Raw genomic sequence first — 22,108 nt, 5'->3', positions numbered from 1 at the left:
GGGTAGGGGGGCGCCCATGAGTCGCGTCACCCCGGCCGAGACCGTGCCCGGGCGGCGATGGGGCCGGTCCCCGTTGCGCCTGGCGGTCATCGGACCCTCGAGACACCCGCTGCGGGAGCCGTTCGCCGGTGGCCTGGAGTCGCTGGTCTGGCACCTCGTGCGCGGGCTGCGCGACGACGGGCACGACGTGACCCTCTTCGCCGCCGACGGCTCCGACGGGGCGCACCCGGACTACGGCTTCGCGGGCGAGGACTGGACGCCGAGCGCCGCGGCCAGCCGGGACGTCTCCATGCCCGAGGCCGGGTTCCTCACCGAGCACCACCGTCACCTGCGTCTCCTGCTCGCCCTCGGCGGCCCGATGGGACGCTCGTTCGACCTCGTGCACAACCACTCCCTGCACTACCTGCCCCTCGCCATGGCCCCGACGCTGCCGGTGCCGATGCTCACCACCCTGCACACGCCGCCGACCCCGTGGCTGGAGTCGGCCGTGCACGCCGCCCCCGGGCGGGTCGGCGCCTTCGCCGCGGTCAGCGGCTTCATCGCCGCCGAGTGGCCCCTGCCCCCGGAGGTCCTGCACGTCGTGCCCAACGGCGTCGACACGCACACCTGGCAGCCCGGCCCCGGCGGACGGCAGCTGGTCTGGTCGGGGCGGATCGTGCCGGAGAAGGCGCCGCACCTGGCCATCGAGGCGGCCCGCCGCGCCGGGCTGCCGCTCGTCCTCGCCGGCCCCGTCCACGACCGCGACTACTTCGCCGCGACGATCGCGCCGCACCTGGGTCCCGACGTCCTGCACCTGGGTCACCTCACCCGGGCGCAGCTGGCGCGGGTCGTCGGCCGGTCCGCGGCGGCGCTGGTCACGCCGCAGTGGGACGAGCCGTACGGGCTCGTCGTCGCCGAGGCGATGGCCTGCGGCACGCCGGTCATCGCCTTCCGCCGCGGCGGGATCGCCGAGGCGCTGCACGACCCGGACGTCGGCGAGCTCGTCGCGCCCGACGACGTCGCGGCGATGGCGGCGGCGGTCCCGCGGGTCGTGCGGCTGGACCGGCACACGGTGCGTCGGCACGCCGTCCGGCACCTGTCGATCGAGCGGACCGTCATGGCGTACGTCGACCTGTACCGCCGGATCCTCGCCGGCGCCACCGCGGAGGACCACCTGACGGCGTGACGGGCTCGTCGAGCTCGGCGAGCCCCGCCTCGGCGAAGGCCTCGAGCCAGCCGCCCATCGGGAAGAAGCCCCAGCGGTCGTGGAACACGTTGGCGTTGCGCACGATCGCGTCGACGTGCCGCACCGGCGGTGACTCGACCGGGTGGTGCTGGTGGAAGGCGACGGCGTCGCGGACCCACCACAGCTCGCCTCCGGCGCGGTCGAGTCGCATGGCCCAGTCGGTGTCCTCGCCGCCGTAGCCGACGTAGGCCTCGTCGAACCCGCCGACGGCGCGCCAGGAGCTCGCGTCGACGGCGAGCGACAGCGACCACAGCAGCATGAGGTCGTCCGCCTGCGCCCGGGTGCCGGACGGCACCGGGCGCGCGGGGTGGGGCGACGACGCGGCGAGGTCCGCGTCGGCGTACCCACCGGGCGGGGCGGGGGGCAGGTAGTGCACGGGGCCGGCGGCGACGACCGGCCGGTCGCCGCGCTCGGCGCGCAGCCCGGCCACCGCGTCGGCGTACGACGCCACGAGGGCGGGGGAGGGCAGGCAGTCGACGTCGAGCAGCACGAGCACGTCGGCGCCGCGCCCGATCGCGTGCGCGGCGAGGGTGTTGCGGGCCCGGGCCAGCGGCAGGCCGCGGGCGTCGACGGGGACGTCGAGGACCTCGGGGACGACGGTCGGCATGGCCGCCCGCCAGGCCGGCCCCGCCGCCACCTCGGCGACGACGCCCGCGACCTCGGGGTCGCCCATGGCCGCGACGACGACGAGGTCGGGAGTGCGGACCTGGTCGGGCAACCGCGCGAGCACCCCGCGCAGGTGGGCGTGCCGGCCGTGGACCGGCACGAGGACGGCGACGGTCACGAGGCCTCGGGCTCCTCGAGCAGGGTCGGCGACGCCGAGGTCGCGCCCTCGTCGGCGCCCTGGTCGGCGACCGCGTCGACGACGGCGGCGTAGCGCCGCGCGCCCCGCCGGTCGGACCAGGCCGCCCAGCCCTCGCCGCCGCGCCGGTGGGCGTCGTCGAGAGCGGCCGCCCAGCCCGCCGGCCCGGCCGCCCACGGGTCGTCGAGCACCGTGGCCGCCCCGAGCCCGGCGACGGCGTCGGCGAGCGCGCGCTGCTCGTCGTGCGGGCGCGCGTCGGGCACGACGACGGCCGGGCGCCGGGTCGCGGCGACCTCGGCGAGCGCGTTCTGCCCGCCGTGCAGGACGACGACGTCGGCGGCGGCGAGCGCGTCGGCGACGGAGCGCGGGTCGTCGCCGGCGGGCCGGGTCCACCGCCAGCCGTCGACCGGGGCGGGCTCGTGGGCCCACCAGCCCCCCGCACCGGCGCCACCGAGCCGCAGCGCGGTGCGCGCGCCGCCGTGCGCCGCGCGAGGCGGCGGACCGGGCCGGACGTCGTCGAGCCGGGACAGGGCCCCGGTGAAGTGCGTGCGCGGTGTCCACTCCGGCCGCCAGCCGCGCACCGGTGCGGGCCCGACGGCCGCCGGCCAGGCGGCGACGAGGGCGGTGGCGGCGTCGTACCCCAGCCGGTGGGCGCGGTCGGAGCGGTCGCCGGCCATGACCGTGACGACGACGGGGACCCCGAGCAGCCGCCCGAGCAGGGCGACCTCGACGGACACGTCGACGACGAGCGCGACCGGGCGGACGCGCACCACCCAGTCGGCGAAGCGGCGCATCCGGGCCGTGAAGCCGGGGTGGCCCGTGGGCGCCCAGTGCAGCGCGCCCCCGGCCGTGGGGTCGGCGCCCAGCGGGGCGGCGTCGTCCGGCAGCGCGACCCACCGCTCAGCCGGCCAGCTGCTCGGGCGACGGGCGCTGCCGAGGACGACGACCTCGTGCCGGGTGTGGGCGGCGACGGCGAGGGCCCGGGTGACGTGACCCGACCCCGCGTGGTGGGCGTACCACCCGACGACGCCGCGGGGGCCGCCCTCGGGCGCGCTGGGGCCCGGTCGGTCTCGGGGCACCACGGGTTCAGCCGGCACAGCCCCGATCTTCTACCCGGTCCGGCCGCCCGCACACCCCGTCCGGCGGCGCGGGGAGCGGACGGGGGGTGGCGGGGTCGCCGCCGGGGGTACGACGTCCTGCACGGCGCCGCGACGCGCGGCGCCGGCGAGGAGGAGGACCCGTGAGCCGTGCCGCCCGACCGACCGCGATCCTGGAGCGCGAGCTGACCCTGGCCGTGCCCGACGGGGTGGTACTGCCGGACCTCGACGCCGTCCGGGGGACCCGGCGCGGGGGCGTCCGCGTCCACGACCTGCACGCGACGTACGTCGACTCGCCGACCTGGGCGCTGCTGCGGCGCGGCCTGACGCTGCGCCGCCGCACCGGCGGCGACGACGCCGGCTGGCACCTCAAGGTCCCCTCCTCCGGCGCCCGGCCCGGCGGTGCGGGTGGGGGCGGGGGCGCGCACGGCCTGGTGAGCCGCGACGAGCACCACGAACCCGTCGCGGCGCGCTCGCAGGCCGTCCCGCGCGGGCTGCGGCGGCTCGTCACCGCGCTCGTGCTCGACGAGCCGCTCGGCCCGGTCGCCGTGCTCGACACGCACCGGGTCGCGGTGCCGCTGCTCGACGAGACCGGTCGCCGGTGGGCCACCCTCACCGACGACACGGTGACGGCGCACCGCGAGCGGGCCCGGCACGGCGACGACCCCGAGGTCGTCACCTGGCGCGAGTGGGAGGTCGAGCTCGCGGAGGGCGGGCCCGGGGAGGGTGCGGCCGACGAGGACGGCGCGCGTCTCGACGCGCTCGTCGCCGCGCTCCGCGGGGCCGGCGCCACGGACTCGCCGACGACGTCGAAGCTGCGGCGGGCCGTCGGCGACCTGCCGCTGCCGCAGCCGTGGACGGGCCGTCCGCGCTCCGCGCACGAGCTGGCCGCGCTGCGGGTCGGCGACCTCGTCGAGCGGCTGCGGGCCGAGGACCTGCGCTGGCGGACGGCCGACCCCGCCGTCCGTGAGCGGCCCGACGGTCCCTCGGTCCACCGGTTCCGCACGACGGTGCGCCGGCTGCGCTCGCTCCTGCGCACGTACGGCGCCGCCCTCGATCCCGGCCGCCACGACGACCCGCACGGCCCCCTCGCCCACGTCGGCGCCGAGCTGCGCTGGCTCGGCGCCGAGCTCGGGGCGCTCCGCGACGCCGAGGTGCTGCGGACCCGGCTGCACGCCGACCTGCGGGCGGGGACCGACGAGGGTGGCGACCCGAGGCCGGTCGTCCTCGCCGTCACCGGGCTCGTCGACGACGTCCTGGGCGAGCGACGCGCCGTCGCGGCGCGCCGGGTCGACCGCGCCCTGGCCTCCGCCCGCTACCGCGCTCTGCTCGCAGCCCTCGACGAGCTCGCCGTGCCGCCCCGTCCCGAGGACGACGACGCGGCGGCGGTCCGCCACGAGGTCGCCCGGCTCGTCCGGCGCGACGTGCGGCGGCTGGGCCGGGCCGTCGACGCGGCCGGGGCGACGGCGCCGGGTGCGGGGCGCGACACCGCCCTGCACGAGGCGCGCAAGAAGGCCAAGCGGCTGCGCTACGCCGCCGACGCGGCCCGCCCCGTCCTCGGCGGCCGGGCGGCGCGGCTGTCCCGTCGGGCGCGTGCGGTGCAGGAGGCCCTGGGCGAGCACCAGGACGCCGTCGTCGCGCGGGCCGCCGTGCGCGACCTGCTGGCCGCCGTACCGCGCTCCCCGAGGCTCGCGGCCCCCGGCGCGGCGGCCCGGGCCGGCTTCCTCCTCGGTCGGCTCGACGGCGAGCAGCGCGTCGCCGCCCGGGACGCCGTGGCGGCGTACGACGTCGCGCGCCGGCGCCTGCCCCGTCACCCGAAGCGGCTGCTCGGCACCTGAGGGGAGCGCCGGCGGCGTTTGCCGCCGCGGCCCCCGGGTAGCGGGCGGCGATGTCGCTGACGACCCGTGCCGCCCGCGCGACCGACCGCGCCCTGCGCACCGACCTCGCCCTCCTCCTCGCCCTCCGTGGCTACGAGGGGATGGCGTCGGCGTGGCGGCACGAGCCGGACGCGACGGCGCTGCCGGTGCGGTTCCTCGGCAGGCCGGCCGCGGTCGTCCGTGGCGCGGACGGCGCCCGGACCTTCTACGACACCGAGCGCTTCGCCCGCACGGGCGCCGTACCGGCCGTCGTCGCGCACCCGCTCTTCGGACGCGGGGCCGTGCACGGCCTCGACGGCGACCCGCACCGCTTCCGCAAGGCGGTGTTCCTCGAGGTGCTCGACCACTCCTCCGTCGCGGCGCTCGCGCAGCGGACCGCCGACGCGTGGCGCCGCACGGTCTCGTCCTGGGAAGCCGGTTCCCGGCACGACGTGTTCACGGAGGCGGTCACCGCGTTGGGGCGCGGGGCACTGGAGTGGTGCGGGTCGAGCGTGCGCCCCGACGACGTCGACGCCTGGTCGCGCGACCTGGCCGGCATCGTCGACGGGTTCGGCTCGCTCGGGCCGCGGCAGGCCCTGCGCCGCCGCCTCGCCCGTCGGCGCAGCGAGGTGTGGGCGCGCCGCAGCATCCTCGCGGCGCGCACCCTGCCCGACGACGCCCCGCTGACGCCGGTGCGCCGGCTGGCCGTCGCGCGCGACGAGCGGGGCCGGCGGCTCGACGTGCGCACGGCCGGCGTCGAGCTGCTCAACCTCGTGCGCCCGACCGTGGCCGTCGCCTGGTTCGTCGCGTTCGCGGCACAGGCCCTGGCCGAGCACCGGGACCTGCGGCCCCGGCTGGCGACCGCCACGGGCACCGACGCCGACCGGGTCGCCCTCGCCCACGAGCTGCGCCGGCTCTGCCCCTTCGTCCCGGCGCTCGCCGCGATCGCCCGGCGCGACGTACGGCTCGGCCCCGACGGCCCGACGCTGCACCGGGGGGAGCGGCTGGTGCTCGACGTATACGGGACCGACCACCTGCCCGGTCGCTACCCGCGCCCCGGCGTGCTCGACCCCGACCGCTTCCGCGAGCAGGCGCCCGGTCCCTTCGACCTCGTGCCCCAGGGGGGCGGCGACCCGGCCCACGGGCACCGCTGCCCCGGGGAGCCGGTCACCGTGCTGCTGCTCGCCGACGCGCTCCGCACGCTGGCCGACCTGGAGGCCGACCTCGACGGCCCCGCCGGCTACGGGCTGCGGACCATGCCCACCCGCCCGCGCAACGGCCCCCGGCTGCGGGTGCGCCGACCGCTGCGGGAGACCGCCGCCGACCCCGACCCCCAGCTGGACCCCCAGTTCGACACGGTGGCGCCGACCGGCGTCGCCGCCACGACCCTCCCGGAGGAGACCGTGCCGCCCCCGCAGCCCGACCCCCGTCACGACCACCGCACGGACCCGCACGTGGACCGGCACCCCGACCCGCGGCGCGGAGGAGCACCCGACGACGCGGCCGTCCTCGACGCGGTGGCGCTCGACCACCGTCGCGTCCTCGACGCCCTCGACCGGCTGCAGCGCGACCCGGCGCCCACCGACCCGCTCGGGCCCGCGCTGTGGCTGCTCGCCGTCCACGACGCGCTGCACCACGAGCTGTTCCCGCTCGTCACCGGCGACGAGGCCGCCCGCCGCGCCGTCGAGGCGAGCCTGACCGAGTGCGCGCTGCTGCAGCAGCAGACCGAGCAGCTGCAGACGGTCAGCCCCACGGACGGCGTCGACCTCGTCCAGGCGGGTCTGGTCGCCGAGACGGCCGAGTCGCACTTCCGGGCGCAGAGCGACGTCGAGCTGCCCGCCCTGCTGCCGCACCTCGACGCCGCCGGTCGCACCGTCCTCGTCGAGGCGCTCGCCCAGGTCCCGCCGGCCACGACCGGTCTCCAGCGGTACGGCGAGCTGTCCGGCTCCGCCCGGGCGCGGATCCGGGCGACCTGGGTGCGTCCCGCACCACCGGCGACGTCCTGACCGGGCGCGCACCGGACCTGGGAACCGCCTGGGAGCCGGGCGGCGCAGGTGTGACCCCGCGAGGTGCGGGGTAGGTTGGCCGCGGCAACGGACGGACCGCCGCCGCCCCGTCCCGGGGCGGCCGGCCGGAGCAAGGAGGACGCGTGGCAGGCAGGACCTTCCTCTCCTGGCCGGTGGTGCGCCAGCTGACCGGCGGCGACCCCCTCGGGCGCGGCGCCGCCGTCCGCTCCGCCACGACGAGCGCCGAGCGCCCGCGCACGCAGGACGCCGACTCCGTGGTCAAGAGCGTCTGCCCCTACTGCGCCGTCGGCTGCGGCCAGAAGGTCTACGTGCAGGACGGGCGGGTCACCCACATCGAGGGGGACCCCGACTCGCCGATCTCGCGAGGTCGTCTGTGCCCCAAGGGGTCGGCGAGCGAGCAGCTGGTCAACAGCGCGGGCCGCCAGACGACCGTGCTCTACCGGCGGCCGCACGGCACCCGCTGGGAGAGCCTCGACCTGGAGACGGCGACCGACATGATCGCCGACCGCGTCGTCGAGACCCGCGCGCGCACCTGGGAGGACCGCGACGAGCACGGGCGACCGCTGCGCCGTACCCGCGGCTTCGCCGGGCTGGGAGGAGCGACCCTCGACAACGAGGAGAACTACCTCATCAAGAAGCTCTACACCGCGCTCGGCGCCATCCAGATCGAGAACCAGGCGCGTATTTGACACAGCGCCACGGTCCCCAGTCTGGGGGCCTCGTTCGGCCGGGGCGGCGCCACCGGTTTCGTGCAGGACCTGGAGAAGTCCGACTGCATCGTCATCCAGGGCTCCAACATGGCCGAGTGCCACCCGGTGGGGTTCCAGTGGGTCATGGAGGCCAAGGCGCGCGGCGCCAAGGTCATCCACATCGACCCGCGCTTCACCCGCACCTCGGCCGTGGCGGACACGCACGTGCCGCTGCGCGCGGGCAGTGACATCGCCTTCCTCGGCGGCATCGTCAACTACATCCTCCAGAACGAGAAGTACTTCCGGGAGTACGTCGTCGCCTACACCAACGCGGCCTCGATCCTGCGCGAGGACTTCCAGGACACCGACGACCTCGACGGCGTCTTCTCCGGCTACGACCCGCAGACGGGCACCTACGACACGACGACGTGGGGGTACGACGGCGCCGACGACGCGGAGTTCGCCGCGGCCGGGTCCAGCCGCGAGCCGGACGAGGCGAAGAAGGGCGGCGGGGGCGGCCAGCAGTCCGGCGACGAGCACGAGGGGTCGCAGTCCGACCGGGCGGCGGGCCACGAGCTCGGCGGGCACGGCACGAGCCTCGAGCACGGCCGCACCAAGCGCGACGACACGCTGCAGGACCCGCACTGCGTCTTCCAGGTGCTCAAGCGGCACTACGCCCGCTACACGCCCGAGGTCGTCGCCGACATCTGCGGCGTCCCCGAGGACCTCTTCCTCGAGGTCTGCGAGGCCGTGACGGCCAACAGCGGGCGCGACCGCACGACCGCGTGGGTCTACTCGGTCGGCTGGACCCACCACTCGGTCGGCGTGCAGTACATCCGCGGCTCGGCGATCATCCAGCTGCTCCTGGGCAACATGGGCCGCCCGGGCGGCGGGATCCTCGCGCTGCGCGGCCACGCGAGCATCCAGGGCTCGACCGACATCCCGACGCTGTTCAACCTGCTCCCGGGCTACCTGCCGATGCCCAAGGCGGGGGAGCACGACGACCTCGACGCCTACCTGGAGACGATCAGCAGCCCGTACCAGAAGGGCTTCTGGACCTCCGCCGACGCCTACACGGTCAGCCTGCTCAAGTCCTGGTACGGCGATCACGCCACCGCCGACAACGAGTGGGGCTTCGGCTACCTCCCGCGGCTGACCGGTGACCACGGCACCTACCAGACCGTCATGGACATGCTCGCCGGGAAGGTCGAGGGCTACATGATCTTCGGCCAGAACCCGGCCGTCGGCTCGGCCCACGGGCGCATGCAGCGCCTGGCGATGGCGCAGCTGAAGTGGCTCGTCGTGCGCGACCTCGCGCTCATCGAGTCGGCGACCTTCTGGAAGGACGGTCCCGAGATCGCCACCGGGGAGATGGTCACCGAGGACATCGGCACCGAGGTCTTCTTCATGCCGGCCGCCTCGCACGTCGAGAAGGACGGCTCGTTCACCCAGACCCAGCGGATGCTTCAGTGGCACCACAAGGCGATCGAGCCGCCGGACGACGCCCGCAGCGAGCTGCACTTCTTCTACACGCTGGGGCGGAAGATCCGTGAGCGGCTGGCCGGCTCCGAGCTGGAGCGCGACCGCGCCGTCCTCGACCTCACCTGGGACTACCCCGTCGACGAGCACGGAGACCCGTCCGCCGACGCCGTCCTGCGCGAGGTCAACGGCACGCACCTGACCGGCGAGAAGGCCGGGCGGGCGCTGGCGTCGTACACCGACATGAAGGCCGACGGGAGCACCGCCGGCGGCTGCTGGATCTACACCGGCGTCTACGCGGACGAGGTCAACCAGGCGGCCCGTCGCAAGCCCGGCAGCGAGCAGTCGTGGGTCGCCCCCGAGTGGGGCTGGGCCTGGCCGGCCAACCGGCGCATCCTGTACAACCGCGCCTCCGCCGACCCGCAGGGCCGGCCGTGGAGCGAGCGCAAGGCCTACGTGTGGTGGGACGAGGAGAAGGGGACCTGGACCGGCCACGACGTGCCCGACTTCGTCCTCGACAAGGCGCCGTCGTACCGGCCGCGGGAGGGGCAGGGCGGCCCCGAGGGGTTGGCCGGCGACGACCCGTTCATCATGCAGGCCGACGGCAAGGCGTGGCTCTTCGCCCCGAGCGGGCTGCTCGACGGGCCGCTGCCGGCGCACTACGAGCCGCAGGAGTCCCCGGTCGCCAACCCGCTGTACTCCCAGCAGTCGAACCCGACGCGGCAGGTCTTCAAGCGGACGGACAACCTGCAGAACCCGTCCGGCACCGAGCCGCACGCCGACGTCTTCCCCTACGTCTTCACGACGTACCGGCTCACCGAGCACCACACGGCGGGCGGGATGAGCCGGTGGCTGCCCTACCTGTCCGAGCTCCAGCCGGAGTTCTTCTGCGAGGTCTCCCCGGAGCTGGCGCGCGAGCGCGGGTTGGAGCACCTCGGGTGGGCGACCATCGTCTCGGCCCGCACGGCCATCGAGGCGCGCGTGCTCGTCACCGACCGGATGAGCGCGCTGACCGTCGGCGGGCGCACGGTGCACCAGGTCGGGCTGCCCTACCACTGGGGCGTCGGCGGCGAGGGCGCCCTCGTCTCGGGCGACTCGGCCAACGACCTCTTCGGGGTGACGCTGGACGCCAACGTCCACATCCAGGAGTCGAAGGTCGCCTCGTGCGACATCCAGCCCGGTCGCCGGCCCACGGGTCCGGCCCTGCTGGACTACGTCGCCGCCTACCAGCGGCGGGCGGGCATCACCGTCGAGACGGGCAACGAGCAACGCACGCCGGCCCGTCCCGACGTCCAGCACGGGGTGCACGAGGGTGGAGGACCCGCATGACGAGCCTGGCCGACCAGCTGTCGGGACCGAGCGACCCCGGACCGGACGCGGGCTGGCAGGCCCAGCCGCGCAAGGGGTTCTTCACCGACACGACGATCTGCATCGGCTGCAAGGCCTGCGAGGTCGCGTGCAAGGAGTGGAACGGCGTCCCCGAGGACGGGTTGTCGCTGCTCGGTCAGTCCTACGACAACACCGGTGGGCTCGGCGCGAGCACCTGGCGGCACGTCGCCTTCGTCGAGCAGCCGGCCCGCAGCGCCGGGAAGCAGGAGGCCGGGCTCGTCCGCGAGCCCGTCGCGCTGGGGATGCCGACGCTGCGCGACGCCGGCGCCGACGACGCGGCCGCGCCGACCACGGAGCGCGAGGACTTCCGCTGGCTGATGTCCTCCGACGTCTGCAAGCACTGCACCCACGCGGCCTGCCTCGACGTCTGCCCGACCGGGTCGCTCTTCCGCACCGAGTTCGGCACCGTCGTCGTCCAGGACGACATCTGCAACGGCTGCGGCTACTGCGTCCCCGCCTGCCCGTACGGCGTCATCGAGCGCCGGACCGGACCGAAGGGCCTGAAGAACGTCGGGATCGCCCAGAAGTGCACCCTGTGCTACGACCGGATCGGCGCGGGGGCGACGCCGGCCTGCGCGCAGGCGTGCCCGACCCAGTCGATCCAGTTCGGCGACGTCGACGAGCTGCGCGAGCGGGCCGCCGCGCGGGTGGCGACGCTGCACGAGCAGGGCGTCACGGACGCGCGGCTGTACGGCGCCGACCCGCAGGACGGGGTCGGCGGCGCCGGCGCGTTCTTCCTGCTGCTCGACGACCCCGAGGTCTACGGCCTGCCGCCGGACCCGGTCGTCACGACCCGCGACCTGCCGGCGATGGCCGGGCGGGCCGGGCTGGCCGCGCTCGCGCTGCTCGCCGGGGCCGCCGCGTCGTTCCTGGGCCGGCGGCGATGAGCGCGGTCGAGGAGACCCGAGCGGGTCGTCGCGACGCCGAGCGCCGCGGGGCGGGCGCGGGACGGCGTCGGGGTCGCGGAGGCGGTCGCGGGGGCGAGCGCCGGATGGTGCCCGACGCCGAGTTCACCTCGTACTACGGGCGGCCCGTCGTCAAGCCGTCGCCGTGGGAGGCCGACATCCCGGCCTACCTCTTCCTCGGCGGGCTCGCCGCCGGGTCCTCGCTGCTCGGGGCGGGCGCCGACCTCACCGACCGCCCGACCCTGCGTCGGGCGGGCCGGGTCACGGCCCTCGGGGCCATCGGGCTGTCGTTCGCCGCTCTCGTGCACGACCTCGGGAAACCGTCGCGGTTCACCAACATGCTCCGGGTGGCCAAACCGACCTCGCCCATGTCGGTCGGCACGTGGATCCTCAGCGCCTACGGGCCCGCGGCCGGGCTGGCCGCCGCCGCCGAGGTCGCCGGGCTGCTGCCGGGGGGACGTCCCGCGCTGATGCGCGCCGCCGCTGCCGCGGGCGGTCGCACCGTGACCCGGCACGACGGGCTGCTCGGGCTGGCCGAGCGGGCCGGTCGACCCGCCGGGCTCGCGGCCGCGCTCGTCGCGCCGGCCGTGGCGTCGTACACCGCCGTGCTGCTCTCGGACACCGCGACCCCGACCTGGCACGAGGCCCACCGCGAGCTGCCGTTCGTCTTCGTCGGGTCCGCCGCCGCGGCGTCGGGCGGGATGGCGATGATCTGCAGCCCCGTCGACCAGGCCGGGCCCGCCCGGCGCCTCGCCGTCGGCGGGGCCGCGCTCGACCTCGCCGCGTCCCGGGTCATGGAGTCCTCGATGGGGATCACGGCCGAGCCCCTGCACCAGGGACGGCCCGGCACGCTCGTGCGGGCGAGCCAGCTGCTCACCGCCGCCGGGGCGCTCGGGGCGGCGACGCTGGGCCGGCGCAGCCGCGTCGCCGCAGCCCTGTCGGGCGCCGCCCTCGTGGCGGGGTCGGCCTGCCTGCGGTTCGGGATCTTCGAGGCCGGACAGGAGTCGGCCAAGGACCCGCGCTACACGGTCGTGCCGCAGCGCGAGCGAATGGACGCCCGCACCCGCTCCACGACCCCCTGACCGGGATCCCGCTTCCCGGACGACAGGTGCCGGGAAAGCGGGTGCTCAGCGCACGACCACGGTGACGCCGTCGCGGGCGGCGACGGTCTCGCCCACCACCGGCGAGCCGGGCACCTCACCGACCACCAGCAGCCCGCCCGAGGTCTGGGCGTCGGCGAGCAGGAGCAGCTCGTCCTCCCCGACCCCGGCCTCGAGGTGGGGCCGGACCCAGTCGAGGTTGCGTCGCGTGCCGCCGCTGACGTAGCCGTCGCGCAGCGCCTCCCGGGCGCCGTCGAGGTAGGGCACGGCGGCCGCGTCCAGGACGGCCGTCGTCCCCGAGGCGCGCATCATCTTGTGCAGGTGGCCGAGCAGGCCGAACCCGGTGACGTCGGTGGCGGCGCGGGCCCCGGTGGCGACGGCGGCGAGCGAGGCCGCGGCGTTGAGCGTCGTCATCGACGCGATCGCCTGGGCGAAGACCTCGCCCGTGCTCTTGTGCCGGTTGTTGAGGACGCCCACGCCGAGCGGCTTGGTGAGGCTGATCGGCAGCCCCGGTTCGGCGGCGTCGTTGCGCAGCAGGTGCGCGGGGTCCACGGTCCCGGTCACGGCCATCCCGTAGGTCGGCTCGGGTCCGTCGATGCTGTGCCCGCCGGCGACGTGGCAGCCGGCGGCGCGGCCCACGTCGAGGCCGCCGCGCAGCACCTCGCCGAGCACCTCGACGGGCAGCCGCTCCCGCGGCCACGCGACGAGGTTGACCGCGACGAGCGGCCGCCCGCCCATCGCGTAGACGTCGGAGAGGGCGTTGGTCGCGGCGATCCGGCCGAAGTCGTAGGCGTCGTCGACGACGGGGGTGAAGAAGTCGGCCGTCGTGACGACCGCGGTGCGCTCGTCGAGCCGCACGACCGCCGCGTCGTCGCCGTCGTCGAGGCCGACGAGCAGCGTGGGCAGGCCCGGGTCGGCCGGGCCCGCCAACCCGGCGACGATGCCCTCCAGCTCGCCCGGGGGGATCTTGCACGCGCAGCCCCCGCCGGCGGCGTACTGGGTCAACCGCCGGGTGGTGGGGGCCGGGACGCCGGGGCCGGTCGTGGTCGTCATGCGTTGCTCCTATGTCAAGCCGCTGCCGGGAGGGCAGCGTGGTGACGGTTGTGGTGGTCGGTGGTCAGGTGGTGGAAGGCGACGCGGGCCAGGCGGCGTTTGAGGCAGCGCAGGGCCTCGGTCTTCGACTTGCCCTCGGCGAGCTTCTTCTCGTAGTAAGCCCGGCCGAGTGTGCCGGGCATGCGGGCCTGGGTGATCGCGATGCGGTGGATGGCGGCGTTGAGCTGGCGGTTGCCCGAGCGGGTCATCCGCACTCGGCCGGCGGTGCTGCCGGACCACACCGGGATGGGCGCGATACCGGCGTGGCGGGCGAACGCGGCCTCGCTCTTGAACCGGGTGACCCCGGCGGACTCGCCCAGCAGCTTGGCCGCGGACAGCTCCCCGCACCCGGGCATCGCCAGCAGGCTCGGGGCGTGCCGGCGGGCCAGGGCCCCGATCCGGCGCTGCAGCTCCTTGATCCGCACGGTCAGCGCGATGACGTCGTCCAGCTCGTCCAACGCCAGCTCGGCCACGATCCCGCGCACCGTGAGCAGCCACGCCCGCAGCGTCTGCTGGTGCTTGGCCTTGTCCAACGACCGCTCCTTCGGGGCGTGGGCCGGGTCCAGCTCGTGCACCCGCCACAGCAGGCTGTTGATCGTGCGGGTCCGGGTACCCACCAACGCCTCTCGTCGGTCGACCAGCAGCTTGGCCTCGCGGGAGATCTCGTCGTGCGAGGCCACCGGCAGCGACGGCTCACGCAGGAACGCCCGCGCCACGGCCAACGCGTCGATCGGGTCGGACTTGCCCCGGGTCCGCGCCACCCGACGCTGCTCGGCCATCATCTTCGGTGGCACCCGCACCACCTTCTGACCAGCGCTGAGCAGGTCCCGCTCCAACCGAGCCGACAGGTGCCGGCAGTCCTCGACCGCCCAGGTCAGGTCCTGACCGGGGAACCGTTCCCGCGCCCACCGCAACGCCTGCGCGTGCCCGGCGGTGGTGGCCTCGACCGTGCGCTGCCCGGCCTGGCGGCCGACCTCGTCGACTGCGACGAACGTGTGCGTGCGCTTGTGCACATCCGCGCCAACAACAACCATGGAGGTTGCCTCCTCTCACCCGATGCACCTGATCCGATAGGTGCATCTGCTCAGTGACTGGACGGTTGGGCCGGTCGGCGGACACATCTCAGTGGGGGCGACGCCACGCTCCTATCAAGTCACGCCGGCCGGCTCCTTCACACCCGGTGCCGGCACAACGCATGGACATCAGCCCTCGGGGACCGAAGGCGACAGGCACGCTACGAGCCAGACACCAGGTGCTCAGGATCCAACCACCGCGTGAGCGGCGACAGTCACCCTGACACTGACCCGCACGGTAACCAGTCGACCCCGGGCCCGACCCCCCGGGACCGGGTCGCGCCGTTCTGCGAGGATGGGCGCGCGGCGACGTCCGCCGGCCCCGGCCGGCCCGGCGCCGGGGAGGCGTACGGGTGCCTGGTGGCCCCCCCGGTCTTCAACACCGGTGTGACCCGGGATCCGGGTCAGGCGGGTTCGATTCCCGTCCGCCTCCGCTCCCGCCCGCTCGGCCCCCGCGACCCGCTCGTACGATCGGCGGGTGCCCGACGACGACCCGCGCCGACGCGTCCCGCGCACCGACGTCCTGCTCGCCGACCCGCGGCTCGTCGAGGCGGTGCGGCGGCTCGGTCCGGGTCCGGTCAAGGAGGCGGTGACCGCCGCCCAGCAGCGGGCCCGCGCCGGCGCCCTGCCCCCGGAGGACGTCGCCGACGCCGCGTTCGCCGCGCTGCCCACCCGGCCGGCCTCGATGCGCCCCGTCCTCAACGCCACCGGGGTCGTCCTGCACACCAACCTCGGGCGCGCCCCGCTGTCGCCCGCCGCCGTCGAGGCCGTCACCGCGGCCGCCGGCTACGTCGACGTCGAGTACGACGTCGCCACCGGCCGCCGCGCCCGTCGCGGCCGGGGCGCCCTCGCCGCGCTGCGGGCCGCCGTCCCCGCCGCGGGTGACGTGCTCGTCGTCAACAACGGCGCCGCCGCGCTCGTGCTCGCCACCACCGCGCTCGCCGCCGGGCGCGAGGTCGTCGTCAGCCGCGGCGAGATGGTCGAGATCGGCGACGGCTTCCGGCTGCCGGACCTCATCGCCTCCACCGGGGCGCGGCTGCGCGAGGTCGGCACGACCAACCGCACGTCGCTCGCCGACTACGCCGCCGCGCTCGGTCCCGACACCGGCTGCGTCCTCAAGGTGCACCCGAGCAACTTCCGCGTCGAGGGCTTCACCTCCGCCGTCGGGGTGCGCGAGCTGTCGATGCTCGGCGTGCCGGTCGTCGTCGACGTCGGGTCCGGCCTGCTGCACCCCGAGCCGCTGCTGCCCGACGAGCCGGACGCGACCACGGCGCTCACCGACGGCGCCTCGGTCGTCACCGGCAGCGGCGACAAGCTGCTCGGCGGTCCGCAGGCCGGCCTCCTGCTCGGCACCGCCGAGGTCGTCGAGCGGCTGCGCCGCCACCCGCTCGCCCGGGCCCTGCGCGTCGACAAGCTCACCCTCGCCGCGATGGAGGCCACCCTGCGTGGCCCGGCCACCCCGGCGCACCTCGCGCTGCACGCCGACGGTGGGACGCTGCGTCGCCGTACGGAGTCCCTGGCCCGCCGGCTCGCCCCCGCCCACCCGGAGGTCGAGGTCGTCCCCTGCGCCGGCGCCGTCGGCGGCGGGGGAGCGCCCGGGCTCGTGCTGCCCGGCTGGGCCGTCGCGCTGCCCGAGGAGCTGGCCCCGGCGCTGCGCACGGGCGACCCCGTCGTCGTCGCCCGCGTCGAGCGCGGCCGGACGCTGCTGGACCTGCGGTGCGTGCCCGACGCGGACGACGAGCGGCTCGTCGCCGCCGTCGTCGCCGCCCTGGCCCGTACCGGCGCGGAGGGCTGAGTGCACGTCCTCGCCACCGCCGGGCACGTCGACCACGGCAAGTCGACGCTCGTGCGCGCCCTGACCGGGCAGGAACCGGACCGGTGGGCCGAGGAGCGCCGGCGGGGGATGACCATCGACCTCGGCTACGCGTGGACGACCCTGCCGTCGGGGCGGACGCTGGCCGTCGTCGACGTCCCGGGGCACGAGCGGTTCATCGGCAACATGCTCGCCGGCGTGGGTCCGGTCACCGCGGTGCTCGTCGTCGTCGCCGCCGACGAGGGCTGGCGGCGCCAGTCCGCCGAGCACCTGGCCGCCGTCGACGCCCTCGGCCTGGACCGGGGGCTGCTCGCCGTCACCCGCAGCGACCTCGCCGACCCCGGCCCCGCGACGGCGCAGGCGCGGGCGGCCATCGCGCGCAGCAGCCTCGGCGACGTCGAGGCGGTCGCCGTCTCCGGGGCCACCGGTCAGGGACTGGACGAGCTGCGCGCGGCGCTCGACCGGCTGGTCGCCCGGCTGCCGGAGCCCGCCGCGGACGACCCGGTCCGGCTCTGGGTCGACCGGGCGTTCACCGTGCGCGGCAGCGGCACCGTCGTCACCGGCACCCTGGGGGCCGGCACGGTCACCGCCGGGGACGAGCTCGAGCTGCGCGGGGAACGGGTGGTCGTGCGCGGGGTGCAGGCCCTCGGGGCCCCGGTGACGTCGGTCACCGGGGTCGCGCGGGCCGCGCTCAACCTGCGCGGGGTCGCGCGCGAGGCGGTCGCGCGCGGCGACGTGCTGCTCACCCCGGGGGCGTGGCCGACCACGGGCGAGGTCGACGTCCGGCTGCGGGCGCCCCTGGACGCCGCCGCCGACGACGCGGACGGCCCCGGCGTCGACGCGGCGTCGCTGCCCGCCCAGCTGGTCCTGCACGTCGGGACGGCGTCCGTCCCCGTCCGGGTGCGTCCGCTCGTGCCGGGGGAGCCGCTCGCCCGGCTGCGGCTGGCCTCGGCCCTGCCGCTGCGTGCGGGGGACCGCGCCGTCCTGCGCGACCCGGGCCGGCACGCCGTCGCCGCCGGGGTCGTCGTCCTCGACGCGGACCCGCCGCCGCTGCGGCGCCGCGGGGCCGCCGCCCGGTGGGCGGGGGAGCTGGCCGGGGTCCAGGGGGCGCCGGACCTGCGCCGGGAGGTGGAGCGGCGCGGCGCCGTACCGGAGGTGCGGCTGCGGGCGCTCGGCGTCGAGCCTCCGACGACGGCCCCCGCCGGGCTGCGGCGGGTCGCCGGCTGGTGGGTGAGCGACGAGCGCTGGTCCGGGTGGGTGCGCGACCTCACCGCCACCGCCGACGCGCGGGCGGCGTCGCGCCCGCTCGACCCGGTGGTCCCCGCCGAGGAGGCGCGGCACGCCGCCGGCCTCCCCGACGCCGCGCTGCTGCGCCCCGTCGCCGACGCCGCCGGCCTCCTGCTCGACCACGGCCGCGTCCGCCGACCCGGGGTCGTCGCCGACCTCGGCGCCGCCGAGGCCGGGATGGCCGCCCTGGAGGCCGTGCTGACGGCGGACCCCTTCGCGGCGCCCGAGCGCCCGCAGCTGCACGAGTGGGGGCTCGGCCCGCGCGAGCTGGCCGCCGCCGAGCGGGTGGGCCGGCTGGTCCGGCTCGGCGACGACGTCGTCCTCCTGCCCACCGGCCCGGCGCGGGCCATGCGCGTCCTCGCCGGGCTGGAGCAGCCGTTCACGACGAGCGAGGCGCGCCAGGCGCTCGCGACCACCCGCCGGGTCGCCATCCCGCTGCTGGAGCACCTCGACCGGCGCGGCTGGACCCGCCGTCTCGACGGGACCCGGCGCGAGGTCGTGCGCCGCGGCTGAGCCCGGTCGACGGAGCGGTCGGGCGGTCGGCCCGGGCCCCTGACCTGCGACGACTATGCCGTGCCCCACGGGGTGGGGCACGGCACAGCGCGCACGCGACCGCTCACGAGGGGGCGGCGGGGAGGGTCGTTCAGGCCGACGGGGCCGCCGCCCGCAGCTTCTCCAGCAGCGGCTGCGCCGCCTCGGCGAGGAACCGCTCCTGCAGCTCGTCGCCGACCTGGACGAGGGCGATGTCGGTGAACCCGGCCTCCCAGTAGGGCTTGACCGCCTCGACGACCGCGTCGAGGTCGGGCCCACAGGGGATGCTCTCGGCGACGTCCTCGGGCCGCACGAACTGGGTCGCCGCGGCGAACCCCGCGGTGGTCGGCAGGTCGGCGTTGACGGCCCACCCACCGGCGAACCAGCGGAACTGCTCGTGCGCCCGCTGCACCGCCTCGTCCCGGTCCGGACCCCAGGAGATGGGGATCTGCCCGATGGCGCGCGCGCCCGCGCCGATCCGCGGCTTGCCCTCGAGCGCGTTCCAGCCCTCGACGAGCGAGGCGTCGGGCTCGACGGCGATGAGGTGGTCGGCGAGCGGGCCGAACCGCGCGATGGACTTCTCCCCGCTCGTGGCGACCCCGATCGGGACGCCGCCCTCGGGCAGGTCCCAGATCCGGGCCGACTCGACGTCGAAGTAGTCGCCGTGGAAGGTCACCAGCTCGCCCGCGTGCAGCTCGCGGATGATCCGGATGGCCTCGACGAGCATCTCCTGGCGGGCGTCGACCGACGGCCACCCCTGCCCGGCGACGTGCTCGTTGAGGTTCTCGCCGGCCCCGAGACCGAGCGTGAAGCGCCCGTCGCTGAGGACGCCGAGCGTCGCCGCCTTCTGCGCCACGACCGCCGGGTGGTAGCGGATGGTCGGGCAGGTGACGTAGGTCATCAGCTCGAGGTCGGTCGTCGCCTGGGCGACGGCGCCGAGCACGGTCCAGGCGTACGGCGCGTGCCCCTGGGCCGAGAGCCAGGGGGAGTAGTGGTCGCTCGAGACCGCGAAGGAGAAGCCCGCCCGCTCGGCGGCGGTGGCGTACCGCACCAGCTCGCGCGGTCCGCTCTGCTCGGTCATGAGTGTGTATCCGAAAGTCGTCACGTCGCCGGACTACCCGTCCGGTCGTCGACGCACACCGTCGCCGTCCGGAATGCCGGGTTCAAACTTGCGCAAGACTTGTGCATTGCACAAGTGGCGGCCCCGTCCTATCGTGGAGTGGTCGATGCGCACAGGGCCGAAGACAGCGGGTCCGGCACCGACAGGGACAGGTGCACACATGACGACTCAAGGCGACAGCAGGAGGTCCGCGGCATCGGGGATGACTCCGTCGCCGGCCTCAGACCAGACGTCGCGCGACCCTCGCGACCCCTCCTCCACCACCGGCGGACCCCGACCCCGGGTCGCCGCCGCCCCCCCTCCCGAGCTCAGCTGGCCGGTCGGCGTCGTGGCCGAGCGGGCGGGGACGACCCCGTCGACGCTGCGCTCGTGGGACCGCCGGTACGGCGTCGGGCCCAGCGACCGCACCAACGGCAACCACCGCCGATACACCCACCTCGACGTGCTCCGCGTGCTCACGATGGGTCGGCTCATCGGGCAGGGCGTGCCGGCGCAGGCGGCAGCGACCTCGGTCCTGTCGCTCACCGACGACGACCTCCTCGAGGAGAACCGCGACGCCCCGCTCATCGCCTCGGCGGGCCCTCGCGACCGCTCGGCGGCCGGCGCCGGGGTGGCCAGGTCCGCCTCGTCCTCCGCAGCGAGGGGAACGGCCCGCTCCACCGTCACGACCGCCGACCCGGCTGCCGGCGACGGCGCTCCCCGACGCCTGCATGTGGCCGACGTCGACGACGAGGTGGCGGCGGCGGCCGAGGAGCGCGAGGCCCGCGAGACACCTGTCCGACTGGACGGGTCCGACCTGGTCGACCACCCCACCGTCCGAGCCCTCCTCGCGGCGACGCGCGCCCTGGACGCACCGACCATCGCCCACCTGACCCGTCAGGTGCTGCGCCGTCACGAGGTGGGGGCCGCCTGGGACGACGTCCTGGCCCCGACCCTGCGCGCCATCGGGCGGATGTGGGAGCTCGGTGAGCTCGGCGTCGACGCCGAGCACCTGGTGAGCGAGCTGCTCGGCAGCGAGCTGCGGGCCGTCGCCCGCACGGGGGGTCTGCGCGTCGCCGCGACCCCGATCCTGCTCGGCGCGGCCGACGAGGAGCAGCACCACCTGCCGCTGCTGGCGCTCGAGGCGGCGCTGGCCGGCCACGGCCAGGCGACCATGTACCTCGGTCCCCGGCTGCCGTCGTCGGCCCTCGCCCGCGCCATCACCCGCACCCACGCCACGAGCGTGTTCCTGTGGGCCTCGATCTCGCGCCGGCCTCAGGACGTCCTGTGGGACCGCCTCATCGGCCTCGAGGCCCCGGTCCACGTCGTCCTCGGGGGTCCCGGCTGGACCTCGATCCCGGTGCTGCCGGCGCGCCTGCACGTCGAGGTCGTCGGGTCCATGCGCGAAGCCGTCACCGCCCTCGCGAGCTGACCCCCGGCCCCTGCTGCGGCGGGGACCGGCTCCCGCAACAGGGAGGGCATTCGTCCGGGTACGGCCCGGTTGCGCCCACCAATTGGGCCGCGAAGGTGTCCCAGCCCCCTCCCGGCGGGGTATCAAGGGCAGCACACCGAGGTCCGGGGGGACCGTCGGCGGCAGGGGCTCCGTCGCTCTCCCGGCCCTCACCCGAGCCCGCCGAGGACGCCACCGTGACCGACCCGCACCCCGCCACCCACTCGCGCCGCCGTGCCGACCGGACCCACCGGAGCCGCCCGGCCGACCCGCGGCTCCGCCGCCCCCGACGGCTGCTGGCCGCGGCGTCGCTGGCCGTGGCCCTGCTCGCCCTGGCCACCGTGCCGGCCGTCGCGGGTGGCCGCGCGGGCGCACCGACCGCGCCCGCCGTCCAGGCCCCCGGGGCCGCGTGGATCCGGGCGGGGCACTTCGTCCCCGGCTTCGGGGCGGGACGCATCGACCTGACGCCCGGCTCCGGCGCCTCGACCGGCATCGTCATGTCGCCGGACGCGACGTACGGCGACGTCACCGGCTACCAGAAGGTCGCCCCCGGCCCGTACACCGTCACCCTCCGGCTGGCCGGGCAGGGGACCGACACCGCCCCGCTGCTCGAGCGCACCTTCACCCTCACCGCCGGCTCCGCCAGCACCGTCGCCGCGATCGGCACCCTGTCGGCCCCCCGGCTCAGCGTGCTCACCGACGACCTCACCCCGCCGCCGGCCGGAGACGCCCGCGTCCGCGTGCTCGCCGCCGCCTCGCGCACGCCCACCCTCACCGTCCAGGCGCAGAACGGACCGACGCTGGCCTCCGGGGCGGTCCTCGGCCAGGTGACGTCGTACACCACCGTCCCGCGGGGAGCGTGGCCGCTCGCCCTCTCCGGGGCGTCCGCCTCGGCCAGCCAGACGGTCTCCCTCGCCGCAGGCACCGTCTACACGGCGGTCGTCCTCGACACCGGCTCGACCTCCGTCGCGGTCAAGCTCGTCACCGACGCCGTCGGCTCCTCCGCCCTCCCGGTCGGCGGGGCCCGCACCGGCGAGGGCGGACTGGTCGACCCCGCCCCCGCCGCCCCCGCCGTGAACCGGGCGGGCGTGGCCCTGGCGCTCGCCGGCGCCGGGGCGGCCCTGGCGCTCGCCGCGTCCGCCGCCCGTCGGCGGCCCGTCCGCGTCCGCGTCCGCGCGCGACGGTGAGCGTCCT

The 22,108-nt window shown here is 76.6% G+C and carries 14 protein-coding genes, 1 tRNA gene and 1 pseudogene; 11 read left to right on the top strand and 5 right to left on the bottom strand.

Features of this window, described 5'->3' with window-relative positions; translation table 11 throughout:
* Positions 1-16 precede the first annotated feature (16 nt).
* Positions 17-1,165 (top strand): glycosyltransferase, encoded by a 1,149-nt coding sequence (locus FB458_RS04330; protein ID WP_141847085.1) that lies wholly within the window; start codon positions 17-19, stop codon positions 1,163-1,165.
* Here the strand turns inward: FB458_RS04330 and FB458_RS04325 are convergent.
* Both FB458_RS04325 and FB458_RS04320 read right to left on the bottom strand, forming a co-directional pair.
* Entirely contained in the window at positions 1,095-2,009 is a 915-nt protein-coding gene (locus FB458_RS04325) for a glycosyltransferase family 2 protein (RefSeq protein ID WP_141847083.1), read from the bottom strand. The two genes, FB458_RS04330 and FB458_RS04325, sit on opposite strands and share 71 nt — an antisense overlap.
* Positions 2,006-3,109, bottom strand: a complete 1,104-nt coding sequence (locus FB458_RS04320) for a glycosyltransferase (RefSeq protein WP_141847081.1) — start codon at positions 3,107-3,109, stop codon at positions 2,006-2,008. Before FB458_RS04320 ends, FB458_RS04325 begins: the two co-directional genes overlap by 4 nt.
* Before the next feature lie 158 nt (positions 3,110-3,267).
* Between FB458_RS04320 and FB458_RS04315 the strand changes: the two genes are divergently transcribed.
* The 5 genes from FB458_RS04315 (at position 3,268) to nrfD (ending at position 12,551) form a co-directional block, all read left to right on the top strand.
* Positions 3,268-4,962 (top strand): CYTH and CHAD domain-containing protein, encoded by a 1,695-nt coding sequence (locus tag FB458_RS04315; RefSeq protein ID WP_170185561.1) that lies wholly within the window; start codon positions 3,268-3,270, stop codon positions 4,960-4,962.
* Positions 4,963-5,012: 50 nt separating this feature from the next.
* Complete coding sequence (locus FB458_RS04310; protein ID WP_141847077.1) at positions 5,013-6,986, top strand: cytochrome P450 family protein; 1,974 nt, start codon at positions 5,013-5,015, stop codon at positions 6,984-6,986.
* Between the two features lie 143 nt (positions 6,987-7,129).
* On the top strand, positions 7,130-10,504 hold the full coding sequence (gene fdh, locus FB458_RS04300; protein WP_211355920.1) for a formate dehydrogenase: 3,375 nt from the start codon (positions 7,130-7,132) through the stop codon (positions 10,502-10,504).
* Positions 10,501-11,451 carry a 4Fe-4S dicluster domain-containing protein gene (locus FB458_RS04295; protein ID WP_141847073.1) on the top strand — a complete coding sequence of 317 codons (951 nt, stop codon included), beginning with the start codon at positions 10,501-10,503 and terminating at the stop codon, positions 11,449-11,451. Before fdh ends, FB458_RS04295 begins: the two co-directional genes overlap by 4 nt.
* Positions 11,452-11,555: 104 nt before the next feature.
* On the top strand, positions 11,556-12,551 hold the full coding sequence (gene nrfD, locus FB458_RS04290) for an NrfD/PsrC family molybdoenzyme membrane anchor subunit (RefSeq protein WP_246061061.1): 996 nt from the start codon (positions 11,556-11,558) through the stop codon (positions 12,549-12,551).
* Positions 12,552-12,605: 54 nt separating this feature from the next.
* Here nrfD and selD read toward each other — a convergent pair.
* Together selD and FB458_RS04280 are read right to left on the bottom strand one after the other, a co-directional pair.
* A pseudogene (gene selD / locus FB458_RS04285) lies at positions 12,606-13,622 on the bottom strand (selenide, water dikinase SelD); the annotation flags it as partial.
* A 14-nt stretch (positions 13,623-13,636) separates the two neighbouring features.
* On the bottom strand, positions 13,637-14,695 hold the full coding sequence (locus FB458_RS04280; RefSeq protein WP_141847067.1) for an IS110 family RNA-guided transposase: 1,059 nt from the start codon (positions 14,693-14,695) through the stop codon (positions 13,637-13,639).
* A gap of 380 nt (positions 14,696-15,075) precedes the next feature.
* Between FB458_RS04280 and FB458_RS21210 the strand changes: the two genes are divergently transcribed.
* From FB458_RS21210 to selB, 3 genes are all read left to right on the top strand, one after another.
* A tRNA-Sec gene (locus tag FB458_RS21210) sits at positions 15,076-15,168 on the top strand.
* Between the two features lie 44 nt (positions 15,169-15,212).
* Positions 15,213-16,529, top strand: a complete 1,317-nt coding sequence (gene selA / locus FB458_RS04275; RefSeq protein ID WP_141847065.1) for an L-seryl-tRNA(Sec) selenium transferase — start codon at positions 15,213-15,215, stop codon at positions 16,527-16,529.
* A complete protein-coding gene (gene selB, locus FB458_RS04270; protein ID WP_141847063.1) occupies positions 16,530-18,347 on the top strand; it encodes a selenocysteine-specific translation elongation factor in 1,818 nt (605 codons plus the stop codon). It begins immediately after the preceding gene.
* Between the two features lie 130 nt (positions 18,348-18,477).
* Here selB and FB458_RS04265 read toward each other — a convergent pair whose 3' ends face one another.
* Entirely contained in the window at positions 18,478-19,470 is a 993-nt protein-coding gene (locus tag FB458_RS04265; protein ID WP_141847061.1) for an LLM class F420-dependent oxidoreductase, read from the bottom strand.
* Positions 19,471-19,813: 343 nt separating this feature from the next.
* Here FB458_RS04265 and FB458_RS04260 point away from each other — a divergent pair, with 343 nt between their 5' ends.
* Together FB458_RS04260 and FB458_RS04255 are read left to right on the top strand one after the other, a co-directional pair.
* Positions 19,814-20,896, top strand: a complete 1,083-nt coding sequence (locus tag FB458_RS04260; RefSeq protein WP_211355919.1) for a MerR family transcriptional regulator — start codon at positions 19,814-19,816, stop codon at positions 20,894-20,896.
* Positions 20,897-21,111: 215 nt separating this feature from the next.
* Entirely contained in the window at positions 21,112-22,101 is a 990-nt protein-coding gene (locus FB458_RS04255) for a DUF4397 domain-containing protein (RefSeq protein WP_141847058.1), read from the top strand.
* Positions 22,102-22,108: the final 7 nt, after the last annotated feature.

This window comes from Lapillicoccus jejuensis, from assembly GCF_006715055.1.
Lineage (GTDB): Bacteria > Actinomycetota > Actinomycetes > Actinomycetales > Dermatophilaceae > Lapillicoccus > Lapillicoccus jejuensis.
This window is presented reverse-complemented; position numbering and strand designations above follow the sequence as displayed.